Source organism: Aliarcobacter thereius LMG 24486 (genome assembly GCF_004214815.1).
Taxonomy (GTDB): Bacteria; Campylobacterota; Campylobacteria; order Campylobacterales; family Arcobacteraceae; genus Aliarcobacter; species Aliarcobacter thereius.
In genome coordinates, this window is record NZ_CP035926.1 from 1,371,582 (window position 1) to 1,389,378 (window position 17,797).

A 17,797-nucleotide genomic window follows, 5' to 3' on the forward strand; every position below is an offset into this window, starting at 1 on the left:
TCTATATACTATTTATCTCTAAAAGTAAATTTCTTTTTTTTCTTTTCTTTCATCATATTTTTTTGTTCTATATTATTATTTTCATCAAAATAAAGTTGTATATATCCACCTATACCTGTTAAATCATTACCAGTCACAAAATAGTCTTCTTTTTTATTAAATTTATTATAAGAAGATTTATATCCTAAAATATTTGCAATTAAATGAGAAATTTGATAATGAGAAATGTATTCAAATTCTTCAAAATGGCTTGAATAATTTTTTTTCGTATTTAAAGAATATAAAAAAAATGGAACTTTATATACTGAACTATTTTCCAGTATTCCATGTCCACTCCTGTTTTTATCTTCTAAACTTGTTGCATGATCTGAAGTAAAAATTATATACGTTGGTTTTTCTGATTTCTTTTCTATTTTCTGAATTAATTTTTCTATCACACTATCTGTATATGCTATACTATTTATATAGTCTATAATATATTCATCTTTCCCTATAGAGTTTTCTTTATTAAAAGGTCTGAAGTCAGTAGGAATAAAATTTAAATATGGAGTATGTGAAGCTCTAAAATTCAAAACTAAAAAATTATTTTTTGTAAAGTCGACAGCATTTATTCTCTCTAATAATGTTTCATCTAATGCTGATTTACTAACATCATTTGTATATGACGTACCATCTTCTAAAATATCTATATTTTTTGTACATAAAAAGTTTTTTATCTCTTTTAATTGTTCTCTAGCTTGTGAACTATAGAAATATGTATTAAATCCATTGTTTTTTGCCATTTTAAATAAACAAGTATTATGTGAAAATATCTGAGGTGTACTATCTGGTTTTTCTAACATATTAAAAAAACTTGGAATTGAAACACTTGTCATAACACCAGAAGATATTGCTTTTTTATATATAAAATTTCTATCTTCTTTTTTATTGTCTAAAAAAGGTGTTGTTTTTAAATCATAACCATATAAAGACATAAAATCTCTATGTGATGATTCTCCCATAATAACAATCAAATTTATATTTGGGTTTTTCTCAATAATATCTGGTGTATCAACTATCTCTTGTTCTAATCCACTTTTTCCTGAAATTTTTTTTGGTATTACATTACCAAAAAGATTTGATAATGTAGTAATTGTATTTGCTACTGGACTATACTCATAATTTGGATTGCTCCATTTTCCATAATCATCATTTATATATATTCTAATTGGTAAAAAGATCAAAAATATCAAGATAATATATCCTAAATATTGTATCTTTATTCTTCTTGAATTAAATCTTTTTATAAAAAAGAAACTTAATAAAAATAGAACTATAACAAGAAGTAAAGGAAAAAATGAAAGATGTATTACAGAAGAAAAAGTAAGATATGTTTCTTTGAATTCAACAAAAAACAATAAGTACTCTGTAGGAAAAATCCAAGTACCATAATAAGAAAAGTGAACAAATTGGAACCATGTAAAAAGTGACATTAAAAAATAAGAACTTATAATCACTCTTAAATTTACAATAGATATAACTAATAAGTGGAAAAAGAATTGCTCAGCAAATCCTCTTAAACTAATTGTTGGGATTAATATATCATTATAAATTCTATAAAATTGTTCAATAGATATAAATAATATGGATATTATTATAGCAAGAATTATATTGTATTTTATTTTCTTAAGTTTGTCATATATCATAGATCATGATTCTCCTCATATAATTTTAAATATTTATAAAATACACCATTTGCACCAGATACACATACCAGTAATCCTATGTATCCATCCAAGAAACCTCTCCTAAATATATAGTTTTTTATAAAAAAATATGTTGCTCTAAAAAAAGCTTTTAAAGGAGTAGATTTTTTCTTATTTTTATAATCATTTGCAAAAATAGAAGAATATTTATCTGTTTTTTGTAAAAAATCAGAAATTGAAGAGTAACTATAATGTTCTACATTCCCTTCTAAAACTTCTAGCTTTAGTCCTTCAATAATTATATCTTCATGAACCATATTATCATTTATTTTAGTCACTTTTTTATTAAACATTCTTTTTATCTTTTGACCACTCCATCCACAGTATTTTACTTGTTTTTCTTTATAATATGCATTGAAATTTAGAAGATATACAGTATCATCTTCTAATTTTTTATTTTGTAAAGTATTTAACAATTTAGAATCTACAACTTCATCGCTATCCAAGATTAAAATCCAATCATTTTTTGCGTAACTAATAGCTTTATTCTTTGTCCAGCCAAATCCCTTGAACTCACCTTCTACTAAATTTACATTTTCAAATTCTTTTGAGTGTTTTATGGTATTATCAGTTGAGCCATTATCATAAACAACAACATCATTAAAATCAACTAAACTTTTTAATGTTTTTTCTATTGTTTTTTCACTATTTTTCGCAATTATTACTACACTTATATTCATTGTTTATCCAATCTTTTAACTAAACCCTTAAGTTTATATTTTAAAATATTAAAAAATCTAAAAATTTCATCATGAGTTTTTAAATTATCTCCATCTATTCTATAAATTGCTCCATTAATTCCATTAAAATCTTTATGTATTGCATTTCCTATTCTAAAATTGTATTGATAATATTTTTTAGACTCTTTTAAAATATTTTGATTGTATTTTCCAAAAGGAAATACAAAACTATCTATTTTTATATTTAACTCTTTTTCTAAAATTGTTTTTGAGCCTTGAAGTTCAATATTTAAATCAACATCTTTTTCAAGTAAATTTACATGAGAATGTGAATGTGAAGCAAAGACAATTAATCCACTATCTCTCATCTCCTTTAACTCCTTATATGTACAAAATGTTGCTTTTTCATAATTATCAAACAAGTCATCATGTTTAAAACTAAGTCTATCTAATTCAGCTTCATCTGTGTCTTTTAAAATATATTTTGTTGGTATTGCTAAAAGTGCTTTAAGATTATATTTTTTCAATAGTGGATAAATAAGAAAATAAAAATCTGCATAAGCATCATCAAAAGTTAAACAAACACTTTTTTGCTCTATTTTTTCACCTGGAAAAATAGTTTTAAAATTTTCTTTTATATATTTTAAATGTTCTTCGAAGATACTTAAATCATTTGAGCAGTAATCACTATTTACATGATGATACATAATACTAATCAACAACTTCTTGTCCTCTTAATCTTTTCTTTAAATTTATTTTTGCTTTATGTTTTTGTGAAAATTTTAAAGCTTTTGAAACTAATTCATTTTCATCTTTTTCCCAAAGTTTTGCATATTCTTTTATTATTACTTTTAAATCTTCATCATTTATCCAAAGTTTTGAAAAATTTTTCATTCTTAAATTTATATTCATATTTAAGAATTTCATTCTATTTATATCTACAACTTTAAATATATAATCATTATTATCTTTTTTTATTAAAATATTCCCAGGACTATAGTCAAGGTGGTAAATATGATTATTATGTAAATCAAAAGTAAATTTTGCAAATGCTTTAAATATATTGTTTTTATTAAAAAATTCTTTATCTCTAATTGGCTCTCTAATCGTAAAATCATAATCAAATTTTTCACTAATAAAATAGCTTTCATTTAGTAATGATTTTTCATAAAACTCAATATATCCGATTGGTATTGGTGTAAATTCTCCAATTTTTAAAGAATATTCGTAAGATTTTTTTGCTTTAGTTGAACGAAAAAATGTATAAACTATTTTATTTATAAAATTTGGAATTTTAAAAGACTTTACTACAAAATCTTTATTTTCATAGTTTATAACTTTTATTTCATTTCTTGCTTTATGAATTATATTCTGACTTTTTACAAAATACTTTTTTATATTCTCTATATAGTTTTCAAAATTTTTAAATTTATTATTTATATTAAATTTAAAATTTTCCATAATTTTTCCTTATTCATAAAATTTATTTATACCATTTTTACAATATGTTAATTTTTTATCAATTGTATTTAATAGTAATATATCATTTTCTTTGAGAGATTTTCTTGAATTTTCATTATGGTATAAATGAAATGCAACAGCTGCAAACTTTAAATATAATCTTTTTTTACCTGCATTTAGCATTCTTATTACAAATTCACTATCTTCTCTTCCCCATCCTACAAAATCATTATTAAATCCATTTACATCTATAATATCACTTTTCCAACACCCAAAATTACAAGTTCTAGTTCCCTTATCACTATTTCTTTCATATGAAAATATTTTTGACAAAATTTTATTTGAAATACAATTTTTTCTATTTTTCAATCCTTTAGAAAATAAACTTGGAAGATAATCATCATTAATTAGTTTTTCACTACAATGAATATCAGTAACAACTCTTCCACCTTGAATAAAATAACCTTTTTTCGCATTTCTCTTATAATCTTCAACAAACTTTTTTGATAGAATCATATCTCCATCTATCATTATAATATAATCTCCAGTTGCTTTTGAAATGGCTTTATTCCTACTCTCAGCTGCTCTAAAGCCCTTATCTTCTTGCCAACTATGAGTTAAAGGTATTGGAAATATTTTCTCCCATTGTTCTATTAATTCCTTTGTATCATTTCTTGATCCATCATCTGCAATAATTACTTCATCAGGCAAAATAGTTTGTTTTGTGATACTTTTTAAAACTACATTTAAAGCTTCTTTCCAATTATATGTTGTTATTATTAAAGATATTTTCATTTAAGCTCTTTTATTTTTTTTTTTGCCCCTGCTATTGAAAAGCTTATAATAAATAAAAACAGCATCAAAGTAAATTTGAAATCCAAATGAGGTTCTGCAATAAATGCAATCATAAACACTGTAATTCCAATTACACTATAGTGCTTTATTGTTTTATCTTCAATTTCTAATTTATATATTTTATAACACATTAAGAGAAATATTAATAACCCAATAAAACCATTTGCAACTAATATCATTAAATATTGATTATGGAAATGTGAGCCATCCAAAAATTCTCTAACATCTTTTGAGAAATATCCATATTCATTTGCATTTAATAACTCATTTGTAGCTAAGGTATGATTACCCACTCCGTATCCAAATAAAGGTTTATTTTTAATTGCATCATAAGTTATAATCCAGAAACTTGCTCGAAGTCCCCATGAACTATAAAAATCATTTTTATCAATAGCTTTGTTTACATCTGAAATTGCATGATCAACTCTTATTTTAAATTGGTCTATACCAAAATAAGAACTAAAAGCTATAAATATAAAGAAAAATGTACTAAGAAAAAAAGACTTAATTGAAATTTTATACCTCATAATAAATATAATAAATAAAGTAAAAAAGAAAGCTAGTTGACCTGTTCTTCCAGTTGATATCATTAAATTTATCATTGTAATTAGAAAAAATAGAAATAAAAAAAATTTTGTTCTAATTGAATCATCTTCAAATAAGATTTTATACAAAAGAATAAGTGAAGTAAAAGCTAAGAAAACACTATATCTAATAGTATTCATAAAAGGTGCAGGAGCTGTAGGAGAAGATCCTTTTAAACTCCAAAACTCAAAAAAGATACCATATGAGATTATTTCACTAATAAACATACCTACTAAAAAAGAACCAATTATCTTATGTATCCATTGTTTTTCAATTAAAACTACAAGTATAGGAACTAAAAGCCAATAACAATATTTACCTAAAAGACTTAAAGTATTCTCATTTATATCAATAAATAAACAACTGATAAATATATACAATAAAAATATACTTATATATATAAAAATCTTATTGCTTTTTATTATATATAAAGAATTTCTATAGTCTCTTTTAAAAATAATAAGTATTACAAACCAAAAAATAAAAAAACTTATTGCAGCCTTTGACAATGGTAATACTAGTGCAAACACTATTAATGAATAATAAACTATTTTATTAAAATCTAATACCATGTTTTTATTTAATCTCATTGAAATCCTTTTATCTTTTACTTGTTAAATCTACTAATTTCTTTTAACGCTTCTTTATATATTTCTTTATATATTTCTTTATTCTTTATATCATTATTTCTATTATTATATATTCTATATTGACCAATATCAGATATCTCAAAAATTTCTTCTCCTGTTATTATTGCATATTTACTATAACTAGAAGATAAAATCCAATTTCTATTTTTATCATATTTATAAAGGTCAACTCCACTAGAATAATCTTTTATATCATTTAGTATTCCTAAATGGTTTTTTAAAAGTGTTGGTACAATATCATTATGTGTTGTTAAAAATGATTTATTTATAGATAATAGACTGCTTTTATTAATGTTATCTATAATTATAAATGGTACATGTACTTGATAACTTGTGAAGTTACTATTATGTCCCCAATAACCATCATTATTATCATTAAACTCTTCTCCATGGTCTCCAGTTATTATTATTATAGTATTTTCAAGTGCATTATCTTCTTCTAAATTATTAATTACTTTTTTTATTAAGCTATCTGTATAATGTACACTAGTTTTATATCTATTAAAATATATTTCTGAATTAGTATCTTTTGAAAGATTTAAATAATCTATATTTTCAGAGTAAGGTTCTATAACATCTGGATATTCATCAGGAAAAGATGTTCCATGTGGTGAATCATAAAATAGAAATGAAAAATTAGATTTACTTTTATCTCTATTTTTATACCATTCTAACCATTCATTTGTAATTGAAATATCTTTTTCCCAAGGTTTACTTCCATTTGATTCCATTCTCAGATTTGGAATAGTTCTAAAAATAGTTTTATCAAACTCTGGCTTATGAAGTTTTGCAGATGCAAAAATTCCTATTTGATAATCTAATTCTTGAAGTCTTTCAATGAATATTGGTGCTATATTATTATTTAACATACTCATCCAATATGTGCTTGTTATTCCATAAAACAATCCAAATAATCCTGCTCTAGTACTGTTTCCTGAAGACATATGTTTATTCAGAACAATTCCATTCTTTGAATATTCAAATAAATTTGGAGTTATTTTCTGATTAAATGTATCATATCTCCAAGAATCAATAACTATAAAAACTATATTTGGAGAATCTATATTATCATTTTTATCAAGAGTTCTGATTGGATATTTAACATCATTATTAAAACTTCTTTTTAATTCTTTTATTCTTTCATATTCATTTGCATCAAATAATCCAAGCTTTCTCATAAGAGAATTTGAAGTTATAGGATAGTACAAAGGTAAATATTTTCTAAAAGAAGTTATAGGAGAATATGAATATGCAGATGCATATATATGCATTACACTAGATACTAAAAATGATAATATTAGAATAACTATAAAGTATTTTGATATTTTATACCTTTTTACTAGATTTATTTTTCTTTCTATGTAGATAAGTAATAATATCTCTATAGATAGTATTAAAATAAATGAAATAATAACTTTAAATATTGTATTCTCAGAAAATTCAACTATACCTCCTGATAAAACTAATTCAAGTAATGTATAATTTATATGAAACCTATATATAGAAAAAACAACTGTATCTATATATAAAAGTAATATTAATAAAGCAGAAGAAAAACCTATAACGATATATTTTAATATATTTTTAAAACTTAAAGATATGTATATTATAGGACTAAAAAGCAAAACTAAAATAGAAACATGAGAGAAAGTAGAAGTTATCATAAACAATATATCTGAAATTATAAAAGAATTATCTGGTAAAAAAGCTAAATTTGTACTTATTATTATTATTGACAACATTATGTTTACAATAATAAATATAAGAAAAACTTTATTTTTATTTTTTATATCCATTTTATTATCCAACATTTTAAATTATTATAAAAACCCAACAAACAACATGCAAAGTAATTGTTACCATAACAGCAGTTGAGCCAATATCTTTTGCATTTTTTGCTAAAGGGTGAATCTCTTTTGTACACAGATCAACAACATTTTCTATTGCAGAATTAATAAGTTCAACAATCAAAACCAAAATACCACTTATAAGAAGTATAAGCTTATTTGTTAAACTTGTATCAATATACAAAATACCAGCAATAATAAATATTGCACAAAATAGTTCAAGCTTAAAAGAGCTTTCCGTTTTTATAGCTGTTACTAAGCCATCTATCGCATATTTCCAATTTTTAAAAAAATTATATTTTGGTTTATTGTGCATATATTTCCTTGTTGAATGCTTTAAATCTTTTGTGTTGCCAAAACCAATAATCTGGTTTTTTTAATATTTGCTTAGCAACAATATCATTTTGAATTTGTGTAAGTTCTTTGATTTTATCTTCAGTTTTAAACTCTAATTCTTTAACATCAATTGCTTCTTGAACCTCTATTGTCCAATCTCTAAAACCATTATTTACTGTGAATATTGGAATAATTATTGCATCAAATTTTAGTGCCATTCTTGCTGTTGAATCTGTTGCTAAACATCTTTGTCCTAAAAATTCAATCTCTATCCCAGTTCCAATATGTTGATCAATTACAACGGCTATACTTTTATTCTCTTTAAAAGCCATAAGCATACCTTTTGCAGCTGTTTTTTTATCTAGCATTGTAATTTTATTTTTACTTCTTGCTTCTTCATATTTCTTTTGCATAAGAGGATTATTCATTCTTCTATTTACAACTGCAATCTCTCCAAACATCATAGCAATATATGGTAAAGTAATCTCCCAGCCACCATAATGTGCAGTTATATATATTATTTTTCTATTCTCTTTAAAAGCTTTTTCTATGATATCTTTATTTAATATATTTGCTTTTGAAAATAAAATATCCTTATTTTCTCTTTGATTTTCTATATGTTCATACATATTAAAAGCCAAAGATTTATATGAATTTTTTATAATCTCTTTTTTTCTATCTTCATCTAAACTATCTTTATATACTAAATCAAGGTTTGCTTTTGCTATTTTATAGTGCTTTTTGTTTATTTTTGTGGCTAAAAATGCTAAAAATATTAAAAAATATTTCATTATAAATTTTGGAGTAATTTTAAAAAGTAATAGATAAAAATTATATAAAAAAAGTATTAAATAATCTTCTATTTTTCTATACATAAAAGTTCCTTTGCCATTTTTACTATCTTTTTTTCATCTATATTTTGAATAGAGAAATCATTTTTATCAAGTTTTAGAGGATTTACCTCTTTTTCTGATTTTATAGTTTTGTTTATTTTTGTTGTATATGTATTTCTATATGCTGGAGTATTTCCAAAGATTGTAATACTAGGAGTATTTAAAGCCCAAGCCATATGAGTTGGTCCTGTGTCATTTCCTACTACTAAATCAACTTTTGAAATAAGTGCTTTTAAACTATTTAAATCTATTTTTGGAAGAACTTTTGCATTTGAGTTTTTAGATATAAACTCTGCAATCTCTTTTTCTTTCTCATTTCCCCATGCAATTATGAAATTTTCATCAAAACAAGATACTATTTTAACAAATTTCTCTTTAGAGTACATTTTACTATCCCAACTAGCTCCAACAACAAGTAAAACATTTTTTTTATTATTACTTAAATACTCATATATTATTTCGTCTTCATTTTCAAAAAATAAAAAAGGCTTTTTATTTAATATATCCTCTTTTCTTATAGAAAAATCCAAAGCTTTTGAAAGCAAAAAACAGTTTCTATCTATAACATTTTTCTCATATTCTATACTTATTTTATTTTTATAAAAAATAGAAGCTAATCCTTCTCTTGTAGAGTTTTTACAAAACCCTGCTCTATTTTTAGTAAGAAAAAAACTCACAAGTGCTGATTTTATAAGACCTTGAGCATCAATTACTAAATCATAGTTATTTTTACTATACTCTTTTATAAGTTTTATTTGATTAAAAATCTCTTTTTTATCTTTTTTTATAGCTTTTAAATTCACTTCATAAATATTATTTATATCTGGATTGTATTGTAAAACTTTTGAAAAAGCTTTTTCTACAAACCAATCAATTTGTAGATTTGGATTGTGTTTTTTTATAAATTGCAAAGCACTCATTGCATGAATTATATCTCCCATAGCTGAGAGCTTTACAATAGCGATTCTTTTCATAAAATCTCTATTTCTATTCCATTTGGAAGTTCTAATTTTTCTATATGTGAATTTACCATAAATGAACTATTTTCTAAATCCAATTTTAGCTTTCTTTCAACTAATTCATATTTAACTTTTGGTGAAGAGAAATCTATATTTATACCTAAATTTAATGCTTGCATAAAAGACAACCATTGTAATTTTTCTAAACTTGGTAGAAGCTCTTTATATTTTAAAATATCTATCTCTTTTGGTAAAGACTTTTTAGAAAACTTTAAAATATATGCAACAGTCACTCTTGAAGTGTGTTGAAAATCATAGTTTAATCCATTTAAAATAAAATCAAAAGCATTATCATTTGATTTATAAAAGTTTAGTTTTGTACCTATTGAATGAAGTTTTGAAGCAACAACTAAAAGAGGCATAAAGCTATCATCAAGCTTGTGAAGAGGTTTTAAAACTTCAAAAATAGCTCTTGCGTTTTTTCCCAAATATGTACTTTGTTTTTGATTTAATTCAAATCTATCAAGAAGACTTTTTACACTTATATTAAAATTATTTGGAAATCTATGATTTTGATTTCTTAGAAGATCAGTTAAATAAACACCTTCTCTAACTCCAACTCCTGAAGTAACAACTTGTGAAACATTTAAAGCATCAATTATTGTTTTAAATATAAAAGTACCCTCTTTTATAGTATCAAATCTATCTTTTTTTACTCCAAGTGCTTCTAGTTCTTCATTTGAATTTGTATTTAAAATATCAGAAAAAAGTTTTTTCTCATTCTTTGCATTGTATGTAAAAGCATGTATCATATCAAGCGGATATTCATTTCTTTGCATTATTAATTTTGATAAAAATCTAATACTTCCACCAATTCCTACAACTTTTTGTGGAATTTCAATTCCACTATTTAAAACTTTCTTTAAGCTTTCAAGTATATATTTTTCTGCACCTTTTACATCATTTTTATTAAAATACAACTCTCTTAATCTTACAGTTCCAACATCAAGTGAGATAGTTTTTACTATTTTTTTGTTTTGTACAAAACAAAATTCAGTACTTCCACCACCAATATCAACTGTTACAAACTCGTCATCATGAAGCAAATTTGAAGTAGCAACTCCACCATAATAAGCCTCTTTTTCTCCATCAATTACTTTTATATTTAATCCTAAATCTTTTTTTACTCTTGATAAAAAAACTTTAGAGTTTGGAGCATCTCTTAATGCTGAAGTTGCAACACATAATATTTTTCTTGAATTTAAAGCTTTTGATATATTTAAAAATGATTTTAGAGCTTCATAAGCTCTTTGCATAGGAATTTCTTGAAGATTTCCACCATTTTCATAGCAACCTTCAGAAATTTTAACTCTTGATTTAGTCTCATTTATAAGACTAAATGCAAAACGGCTAGATTTTTCCAAAACAACCATTCGCATTGAGTTTGACCCAATGTCTATGATTGTTGTAATTTTCGACATTAAATCTCTTCTTCCATTAGTTGTTCATATTTGAACTTCAACTCTTCCATAGTCTCTTCATTATCTGGATCTAAAATAATACAGTCAACAGGACAAACTTCAACACATTGTGGTTCTTCATAATGTCCCACACACTCAGTACATCGGTCTGGATCTATAATATAAATTGGATCTCCCTCTTCAATCGCTGTATTTGGACACTCCTCTCTACAAGCATCACATGCAATACATTCATCCATAATTATTAGTGCCATATTTCTTCCTAGTTATTTTAAAATTTTATGGAGTTATATCCAAGAATTGTTTAATACTTTCTTTAAAATCATAATAAAAATTCTCTTTTTTTGTCACGAAAACCAATTTTTCATCTTTATAAATATATAAATCACTACTTATAAAAAGTCCAGCTTCCAAATCAAACTCTCTTAAATCTCCAATAAATAAAACAAAATCATAATCTTTTGCATTTGCTAAAGATAGAGCTGTTGCTCCAAGGATTCTAAATTTAAATCTCTTATCATTTAAAAATTTACAAATTTCTGGATATTTGTAACCTCTTTCAAAAACTCCAACTTTTGATTTATCATTTGAAACTCTTATAAACTTCTCTTTTTTATCCAAAGAAAAATATCTAATCTCATCATTTGCAACTCTATAAACCATAGTTTTATTTGCTAAATTTGCTACAAATCCAGCTATTACCTCATCTTTATATCTTATTGCAATAGATGTTCCAAAATATGGTAAATCTGAATAGAAGTTATTACTTCCATCAAGTGGGTCTATAACAAAAGTTATATCTTTTTGTTTATCTATAAATCCACACTCTTCACTTAATATATTTCCATACTTTTCTAAATGTTTTATAAATATATTTTCAAAAACAATATCAGCATTTAACGAGTTATCTCCACCAAAACCAATTTGAGAACTAAATAAAAAATCATCTTTACTTAGTTTGTTTGTGAAATACTCAAAAACTTCAATATTTGCTTCTTTTATACTATTTGTTAATTTTTCTAAATTGTAACTCATTTTCTAAGCTCTTCTAATTTTATAAAATATAAATGACTTAAATATATCACATAAAAAACTGCCACAAAAAGTGTTATAAATGGAATAGTTGATATAAAATAGAGTCCCAAAGTTCTAAGTCTAAAATAGCTTGAATTTTTTGTATAAATTTTTTCATATTCATCTTTACTTAATATTGTTGAAGCTACATCAAAATTTAATAATTTATGAAAGAAATAATATAAAGGAAGATAAAAAGCTAGTAAATTTATAAGAGGAATAAAATATAAAGGAATAAATAAAATATACAAAAACAACATAACAAATATTGCTTTTAAGGTAGTTGTTGTAGCATTAAGAATATTTCCAAAAGCTTTTAGTTCCAAATGTGAATAATATTTTTTATGAAGATTTCCAACAATTAAAGGAGTCAAAAAACCAATTATTAGTAGTGTAAATATTATAGAGATATGAAAAATAAATATTGTTCCTACTGTATAAAATAAAAACCCAGCTATCCACGCTGTGATTGAGTATTTAAATATAAAAACAAGAAAATATGTAAACCAAACTGTATAAAATGGTAAATTTTCATCAATTATTATCTCTCCATTACTTTGTGCATTTTCTGCAATAAGCTTTAAGCCTTCTATTCCAAAACCTGCAAAAGTAAAAAACATAATATATAAAAGTACCATAGTCAAAATAAGTGGTACAAGTGCTATTTTAAGCATTGATGAAGAGAAAAAATCTTTTACACTTTTACTTATAAGTTCTATTTCATTCATTTCTATCCTTTTCAAATCTAGTTCTATATTCACATTTCTGGCAAAGTTCTTCTACTAAAATATTTTTTTTAAATCCATTTATCATATCTTTTGCTCTATTTGAATTTAAAATCTCTTTTATACTATTATTTTCAATATTTCCCAAATTTATACTTGCATCTAAATCTAAACAACAAGGAACAACTGAAGCATTTGACAATATTCCAAAATGAGAACTTAAACCATGACAAAAACCACTTTTACTCACTACTTCATTTTTCAAACTTGGCCAAACAAAATATTCATCAAAGTTTATAAATATTTTTCTAGCTACTCTTATGTTTTTTGGTCTATTTTCATATATCTCATCTATATTTAAATCTAGTTCAAAAAATATATTTAAACTATCAAAAACCTTTTTATTAAACTCTTTTGCACTTTTTTCTTCATCTAAATTCCAAATCCTAAAATTTATAAAATATTCGTGATTTTTCTCTTGTGCATATTTTACAAAGTTTAAAATTGGTTCTAAATATTCTTGAAAACTCTTTTTATGTGAATTTGCATTATATGAATTTAGTGAAAAATTAATCTGCTTTATTGTGCTATTCAATAGCGTTTCATAATGTCTATTTGAAATATTATTTGCTGTTGTTGTGATATTTACTTTTAGATTATGTTTTTTACTAATATCTAAATACTCATTTAGATTTCCTAGAACTAAGGGATCTCCAACAATATGATAAGCAAGTTCATTTGTAAACTCTTTTAGCTCAAAATTCAATCTATCAAAAAGCTCTAAATCCATAACTTTGTTTGGGTGCAATTTTGGAGGACAAAAAGTACATTTAAGATTGCAAATATTTGTAAGTTCTATATGAACTTTTCTAAACTTGTTTATCTTCATTCCTTTTTTTTGGCTAATTATAACAAATATTCAGAAACTATCACTTTGAGGTTCTAATGATTTTAGGAATTTTTGGTATCTTTCTTCTGTTTTTCCTCTATTTGATTCTATTATTTCATCATTTTTTACAAATTTCTCTTTTTTATATTTTATATTTTCTTGTTCTTTTTCTAAGTTTTCTAAACTTTGAGCTAAAAACTTATCTTCTATATCTTTTAGCTTTGATAGTTTTTCTCTAATAAAACTAACTCCTTCATCTTTTGGAACAATATATGGAGTTACAATTACAACTAAATTGCTTTTCTTGTTTTTTGTATATTGATTTCTAAAAAGTGCACCAATAAATGGAATATCTCCTAAGAAAGGTACTTTATCTTCTAGATTCTCATTTTTATTTTCTATTAAACCACCAATTATTACACTCTCTCCATTGTTTAAAATAACACTTGTACTTATCTCTTTTTTTAAAGTATCAGGATTTTCTCCAACTCCTACTGAATTTATTTTCAGTCCTTCTAGTAAAGCATTTATCTCTAAAATCACTCTATTTTCTTCTGAAATTCTTGGTTTTACCTTTAGTGTAAGCCCTACATCTTCTCTTTCATAGTTTGATTTACTTGTTCCTCCATCTGTTATGCTATTTGAAGTCTGCATTGAGATTTTCTCTCCTACATAAATAAAGCTCTCTTTATTGTTTATTGCTAAAATTGAAGGCTCAGATACAATATCCAAAGCTCCTTTTTGATTTAAAAGATTTAAACTTGCAGCCAAAGATATTCCACTTTTTAGGTTTTGATTTTTTATATCAATTCCTAAAGCTGAAATTGCACTGTCAATCGCACTTGAACCACCATTTAATTTTGTGCTCAAAGCTACAATTCCTCCACTTGAACTTGAAGCTGCTGTAAGTCCATAAGAGACTCCTACATTATTTACAAGTTCATTATTTACTTCTATAATTTTTGCTTCAATATAGACTTGCAATTTCTCTTTATCCAAACTATTTATTAATTTTTCATAGCTTTTAAGTTCTAAAGAGTTTGCAAATATTATTATTGAGTTTGTTTCATCATTTTTTGTAATAATTGCTTTTTGATTATCTTGTTTTGAAATAAGCTCTTCAAGGATTTTAAATACTGTTTGCACTTCACTATTTTTTAATTCATATATTAATATCTCTTTTGTAAAATTTGTAGAATTACTTTTTTTAGAAATCTTATAAAAAGAGTTAAAATCTTCCAAAAAGTACCCTTGTTCTTCTAATATTGCATTTAAAATATTAAATAGTTCAGATTTTTTTATACTATTTGAAGAGATATAATTTATTTCAATATCGAAATTTTCACTCATTAATATATCTTTATTTAATATTTGTGAACTTATTTTGATTAACTCATTTAACTTTAGCTTTGAAAAGTTTATATTTATCTCTTCTGCAAAAAGATGAGATTTTATAAAAATATTTACATAAATAAAAAGTAGTACTAAATTCTTCAAAATTTCCCCCTAAATTAAAAAGAAAAGCTTTATATGATAGCTAAAAAAGAGTTTTTTGCAAATGAAAATTAAGTTAAATTTTATTTTGTTATAATTGAACTATAAAATATTTAAGGTAAAAAATGAAATCAAGTATTGAGTATATTGCAAATTTTAAAACAACTATTGATCCTTACAATGGAGTAACTATTGATAAAGATAGTTATTCATCTTTAGTAGATGATTTTGAAAAAAACATAAAACTTTTAATAGAAGATACAAAAAATAATAAAAATTTAATCTGGATATATGTAGATATAAAAAACTCTCATCTTATTCCAATTCTTACAAATCTTGGATTCACTTTTCATACCTGCTTTAAAGAGTATTTAATGCTTGTAAAAGTTTTAAAAGAGGGAGCAATTGTACCAAACTTGGCAAATCATACTTTAGGAGTTGGTGCTGTTGTTATAAATAGTAAAAATGAGATTCTTTTAATAAAAGAGCAATTAAGAGATCAATTTTTTAAACTTCCAGGTGGGCATGTTGATGATGCTGAAATGATTTCAAGTGCTTTAAGCAGAGAAGTATATGAAGAGACTGGAATTGTAGCTGAACTTGAAAAAGTTATCTCTTTGGGTCATTTTTATCCTCATCAATTTGGGAAATCAAATTTTTATATACTTTGTTTGGCAAAAGCAAAAAGTAGTAAAATAGAAATAAAAGATAAAGCTGAAATAAAAGAGGCTATTTGGTTGAATATTGATGAAATGTTTAAAAAAGATGATATTCATCTTTACACAAAAACTATCGTAAAATCTGCACTAAATGAAGCTGGTTTATATAAAGCACAAACTCCTATTTTATTGCATATTAAAAACGAATTTGAACTATATTTTTTGAACTACACATAAACTACACACAAAGAAAGTAATATTTTAGGCAAAAAAGGATCTAAAATATGAAAAAAACTATTTTTTCTCTACTACTATTATCAAATTTCATTTTTGCCATGGAAAATAAAACAATGACTGTTTTTAAATCTCCTTATTGTGGTTGCTGTACAGAGTGGATAGATATTATGAAAAAAGAAGGCTTTAATATAAAAGCAATAAACACAAATGATGTAAATACAATAAAACAAAAAGCTGGTTTACAAGCTGGACAAGCTTCTTGTCATACAGCTTTTGTAGATGGATATGTAGTTGAAGGTCATGTAAATTATAGTGCAATCAAAAGAATGCTTGAAGAAAAGCCAGATATTATAGGAATTACAGTTCCTGGAATGCCAATTGGAAGTCCTGGAATGGAACAAGATAATATAAAAGAGCCTTATGATATTTTATATATAAATAAAGATGGGACAACTGGAGTTTATGAATCTCATTAAAAGATTAAACTTTAAGTAAGAAAACAACTCCATCTTCTATATTTTGAGCTTTTATTTCTCCTTTAAAGTGAGTTTCAATTATCATTTTTGACATATAAAGCCCTATTCCACTACCTTTATCTTTTGTAGTGAAATAGGGATCAAAAATCAGTTCAGAATATTTCTTATCTATTCCTCCAGCATTATCAAAAACTTTTAATATTGATTTTTCTTCTTCTAAATCTAAAACTATTTTTATTTTTGGTTCTTCTATTTTGTTAAGTATTAAAGCATCTTTTGAATTTGTTATAAGATTTAAAACTACTTGTGAATAGTCATTTTTATAAGAGTTTATCTCTTTATCTTTTATGATTTCAAACTCTATATCTATCTTTTTATCTTCTAATATTGCTTTCATTATATAAATTGCTTTATTTATTGCTTCACTTATTAAAAAAATGGATTTTTGTTTATTTGGTTTATAAAAATCTGTAAAATTAGGAAATGGTACAACTAAAATTACTCAAGATGCTTTTGTAACTACTGATTTAATGGCTGGATATAAAGCAAGTAGAAATTTAGATTTTCAATTAAATGTAAATAATTTATTTGATAAAAAATATTATGATGGAATTGGAGCAAACTCTATGGTTTATGGAGAGCCTAGTAATATAAATTTCAATATGAAATATCAATTTTAACTGAGAAAATTTAGAATTATGTCCGTTTTTATTAAATCTTTTTATCTTATAGACTGATATAGATTATTAAA

The 17,797-nt window shown here is 24.2% G+C and carries 20 protein-coding genes; 3 read left to right on the forward strand and 17 right to left on the reverse strand.

The features are described from left to right. Positions 1 to 8 precede the first annotated feature (8 nt). From ATH_RS07100 to ATH_RS07175, 16 genes are all read right to left on the reverse strand, one after another. Positions 9 to 1,685 (reverse strand): phosphoethanolamine transferase, encoded by a 1,677-nt coding sequence (locus ATH_RS07100; protein WP_066386654.1) that lies wholly within the window; start codon positions 1,683 to 1,685, stop codon positions 9 to 11. Further along, positions 1,682 to 2,425 carry a glycosyltransferase family 2 protein gene (locus ATH_RS07105; RefSeq protein WP_066386652.1) on the reverse strand — a complete coding sequence of 248 codons (744 nt, stop codon included), beginning with the start codon at positions 2,423 to 2,425 and terminating at the stop codon, positions 1,682 to 1,684. Before ATH_RS07105 ends, ATH_RS07100 begins: the two co-directional genes overlap by 4 nt. Continuing rightward, the gene (locus ATH_RS07110; RefSeq protein ID WP_225421742.1) at positions 2,422 to 3,147 is read right to left on the reverse strand and encodes a polysaccharide deacetylase family protein; all 726 of its coding nucleotides are present in this window, start codon (positions 3,145 to 3,147) and stop codon (positions 2,422 to 2,424) included. The genes ATH_RS07105 and ATH_RS07110 overlap by 4 nt, the downstream gene beginning before the upstream one ends. Continuing rightward, positions 3,137 to 3,886, reverse strand: coding sequence for a protein kinase family protein (locus ATH_RS07115; RefSeq protein ID WP_066386650.1), 750 nt, complete (start codon positions 3,884 to 3,886; stop codon positions 3,137 to 3,139). Before ATH_RS07115 ends, ATH_RS07110 begins: the two co-directional genes overlap by 11 nt. 9 nt (positions 3,887 to 3,895) lie before the next feature. Next, positions 3,896 to 4,681, reverse strand: coding sequence for a glycosyltransferase family 2 protein (locus ATH_RS07120; protein ID WP_066386647.1), 786 nt, complete (start codon positions 4,679 to 4,681; stop codon positions 3,896 to 3,898). Further along, on the reverse strand, positions 4,678 to 5,706 hold the full coding sequence (locus tag ATH_RS07125; RefSeq protein ID WP_165595947.1) for an O-antigen ligase family protein: 1,029 nt from the start codon (positions 5,704 to 5,706) through the stop codon (positions 4,678 to 4,680). Before ATH_RS07125 ends, ATH_RS07120 begins: the two co-directional genes overlap by 4 nt. A gap of 227 nt (positions 5,707 to 5,933) precedes the next feature. Continuing rightward, positions 5,934 to 7,787: a DUF3413 domain-containing protein gene (locus ATH_RS07130; protein WP_083199956.1), complete on the reverse strand. Its 1,854-nt coding sequence runs from the start codon at positions 7,785 to 7,787 to the stop codon at positions 5,934 to 5,936. 1 nt (position 7,788) lies between these two features. After that, positions 7,789 to 8,139, reverse strand: coding sequence for a diacylglycerol kinase (locus ATH_RS07135; protein WP_066386631.1), 351 nt, complete (start codon positions 8,137 to 8,139; stop codon positions 7,789 to 7,791). Beyond that, on the reverse strand, positions 8,129 to 9,034 hold the full coding sequence (locus ATH_RS07140) for an LpxL/LpxP family acyltransferase (RefSeq protein ID WP_066390181.1): 906 nt from the start codon (positions 9,032 to 9,034) through the stop codon (positions 8,129 to 8,131). Before ATH_RS07140 ends, ATH_RS07135 begins: the two co-directional genes overlap by 11 nt. Beyond that, positions 9,019 to 10,026: a lipopolysaccharide heptosyltransferase I gene (gene waaC / locus ATH_RS07145; RefSeq protein ID WP_066390180.1), complete on the reverse strand. Its 1,008-nt coding sequence runs from the start codon at positions 10,024 to 10,026 to the stop codon at positions 9,019 to 9,021. Before waaC ends, ATH_RS07140 begins: the two co-directional genes overlap by 16 nt. Next, the gene (locus ATH_RS07150) at positions 10,023 to 11,492 is read right to left on the reverse strand and encodes a Ppx/GppA phosphatase family protein (protein ID WP_066390178.1); all 1,470 of its coding nucleotides are present in this window, start codon (positions 11,490 to 11,492) and stop codon (positions 10,023 to 10,025) included. The genes waaC and ATH_RS07150 overlap by 4 nt, the downstream gene beginning before the upstream one ends. Beyond that, positions 11,492 to 11,746 carry a YfhL family 4Fe-4S dicluster ferredoxin gene (locus ATH_RS07155; RefSeq protein ID WP_066171695.1) on the reverse strand — a complete coding sequence of 85 codons (255 nt, stop codon included), beginning with the start codon at positions 11,744 to 11,746 and terminating at the stop codon, positions 11,492 to 11,494. Before ATH_RS07155 ends, ATH_RS07150 begins: the two co-directional genes overlap by 1 nt. Positions 11,747 to 11,771: 25 nt before the next feature. After that, positions 11,772 to 12,527 carry an inositol monophosphatase family protein gene (locus tag ATH_RS07160; protein ID WP_066390177.1) on the reverse strand — a complete coding sequence of 252 codons (756 nt, stop codon included), beginning with the start codon at positions 12,525 to 12,527 and terminating at the stop codon, positions 11,772 to 11,774. Beyond that, positions 12,524 to 13,294: an EI24 domain-containing protein gene (locus ATH_RS07165; protein WP_066390176.1), complete on the reverse strand. Its 771-nt coding sequence runs from the start codon at positions 13,292 to 13,294 to the stop codon at positions 12,524 to 12,526. The genes ATH_RS07160 and ATH_RS07165 overlap by 4 nt, the downstream gene beginning before the upstream one ends. Continuing rightward, a complete protein-coding gene (locus ATH_RS07170) occupies positions 13,287 to 14,180 on the reverse strand; it encodes a radical SAM/SPASM domain-containing protein (RefSeq protein WP_066390175.1) in 894 nt (297 codons plus the stop codon). Before ATH_RS07170 ends, ATH_RS07165 begins: the two co-directional genes overlap by 8 nt. 30 nt (positions 14,181 to 14,210) lie before the next feature. Next, the gene (locus ATH_RS07175; RefSeq protein WP_167542997.1) at positions 14,211 to 15,677 is read right to left on the reverse strand and encodes a type II secretion system protein GspD; all 1,467 of its coding nucleotides are present in this window, start codon (positions 15,675 to 15,677) and stop codon (positions 14,211 to 14,213) included. A gap of 122 nt (positions 15,678 to 15,799) precedes the next feature. Here ATH_RS07175 and ATH_RS07180 point away from each other — a divergent pair, with 122 nt between their 5' ends. After that, positions 15,800 to 16,570, forward strand: coding sequence for an NUDIX hydrolase (locus ATH_RS07180; RefSeq protein ID WP_066181633.1), 771 nt, complete (start codon positions 15,800 to 15,802; stop codon positions 16,568 to 16,570). Positions 16,571 to 16,617: 47 nt separating this feature from the next. Further along, positions 16,618 to 17,046, forward strand: coding sequence for a DUF411 domain-containing protein (locus ATH_RS07185; protein ID WP_066181630.1), 429 nt, complete (start codon positions 16,618 to 16,620; stop codon positions 17,044 to 17,046). Positions 17,047 to 17,050: 4 nt separating this feature from the next. On the opposite strand, the gene ATH_RS07190 is transcribed toward ATH_RS07185, so the two are convergent. Beyond that, positions 17,051 to 17,443, reverse strand: coding sequence for an ATP-binding protein (locus ATH_RS07190; protein ID WP_066181627.1), 393 nt, complete (start codon positions 17,441 to 17,443; stop codon positions 17,051 to 17,053). A 133-nt stretch (positions 17,444 to 17,576) separates the two neighbouring features. Here ATH_RS07190 and ATH_RS07195 point away from each other — a divergent pair, with 133 nt between their 5' ends. Further along, positions 17,577 to 17,726, forward strand: a complete 150-nt coding sequence (locus ATH_RS07195; RefSeq protein ID WP_119184215.1) for a TonB-dependent receptor — start codon at positions 17,577 to 17,579, stop codon at positions 17,724 to 17,726. Positions 17,727 to 17,797: the final 71 nt, after the last annotated feature.

Coding starts and splice junctions, on each gene's coding strand:
- ATH_RS07100 (WP_066386654.1), bottom strand. CDS start 1,685: ATGATATATGACAAACTTAAGAAAATAAAATACAATATAATTCTTGCT.
- ATH_RS07105 (WP_066386652.1), bottom strand. CDS start 2,425: ATGAATATAAGTGTAGTAATAATTGCGAAAAATAGTGAAAAAACAATA.
- ATH_RS07115 (WP_066386650.1), bottom strand. CDS start 3,886: ATGGAAAATTTTAAATTTAATATAAATAATAAATTTAAAAATTTTGAA.
- ATH_RS07120 (WP_066386647.1), bottom strand. CDS start 4,681: ATGAAAATATCTTTAATAATAACAACATATAATTGGAAAGAAGCTTTA.
- ATH_RS07130 (WP_083199956.1), bottom strand. CDS start 7,787: ATGTTGGATAATAAAATGGATATAAAAAATAAAAATAAAGTTTTTCTT.
- ATH_RS07135 (WP_066386631.1), bottom strand. CDS start 8,139: ATGCACAATAAACCAAAATATAATTTTTTTAAAAATTGGAAATATGCG.
- ATH_RS07140 (WP_066390181.1), bottom strand. CDS start 9,034: ATGTATAGAAAAATAGAAGATTATTTAATACTTTTTTTATATAATTTT.
- waaC (WP_066390180.1), bottom strand. CDS start 10,026: ATGAAAAGAATCGCTATTGTAAAGCTCTCAGCTATGGGAGATATAATT.
- ATH_RS07150 (WP_066390178.1), bottom strand. CDS start 11,492: ATGTCGAAAATTACAACAATCATAGACATTGGGTCAAACTCAATGCGA.
- ATH_RS07155 (WP_066171695.1), bottom strand. CDS start 11,746: ATGGCACTAATAATTATGGATGAATGTATTGCATGTGATGCTTGTAGA.
- ATH_RS07160 (WP_066390177.1), bottom strand. CDS start 12,527: ATGAGTTACAATTTAGAAAAATTAACAAATAGTATAAAAGAAGCAAAT.
- ATH_RS07165 (WP_066390176.1), bottom strand. CDS start 13,294: ATGAATGAAATAGAACTTATAAGTAAAAGTGTAAAAGATTTTTTCTCT.
- ATH_RS07170 (WP_066390175.1), bottom strand. CDS start 14,180: ATGAAGATAAACAAGTTTAGAAAAGTTCATATAGAACTTACAAATATT.
- ATH_RS07180 (WP_066181633.1), top strand. CDS start 15,800: ATGAAATCAAGTATTGAGTATATTGCAAATTTTAAAACAACTATTGAT.
- ATH_RS07185 (WP_066181630.1), top strand. CDS start 16,618: ATGAAAAAAACTATTTTTTCTCTACTACTATTATCAAATTTCATTTTT.
- ATH_RS07190 (WP_066181627.1), bottom strand. CDS start 17,443: ATGAAAGCAATATTAGAAGATAAAAAGATAGATATAGAGTTTGAAATC.
- ATH_RS07195 (WP_119184215.1), top strand. CDS start 17,577: ATGGCTGGATATAAAGCAAGTAGAAATTTAGATTTTCAATTAAATGTA.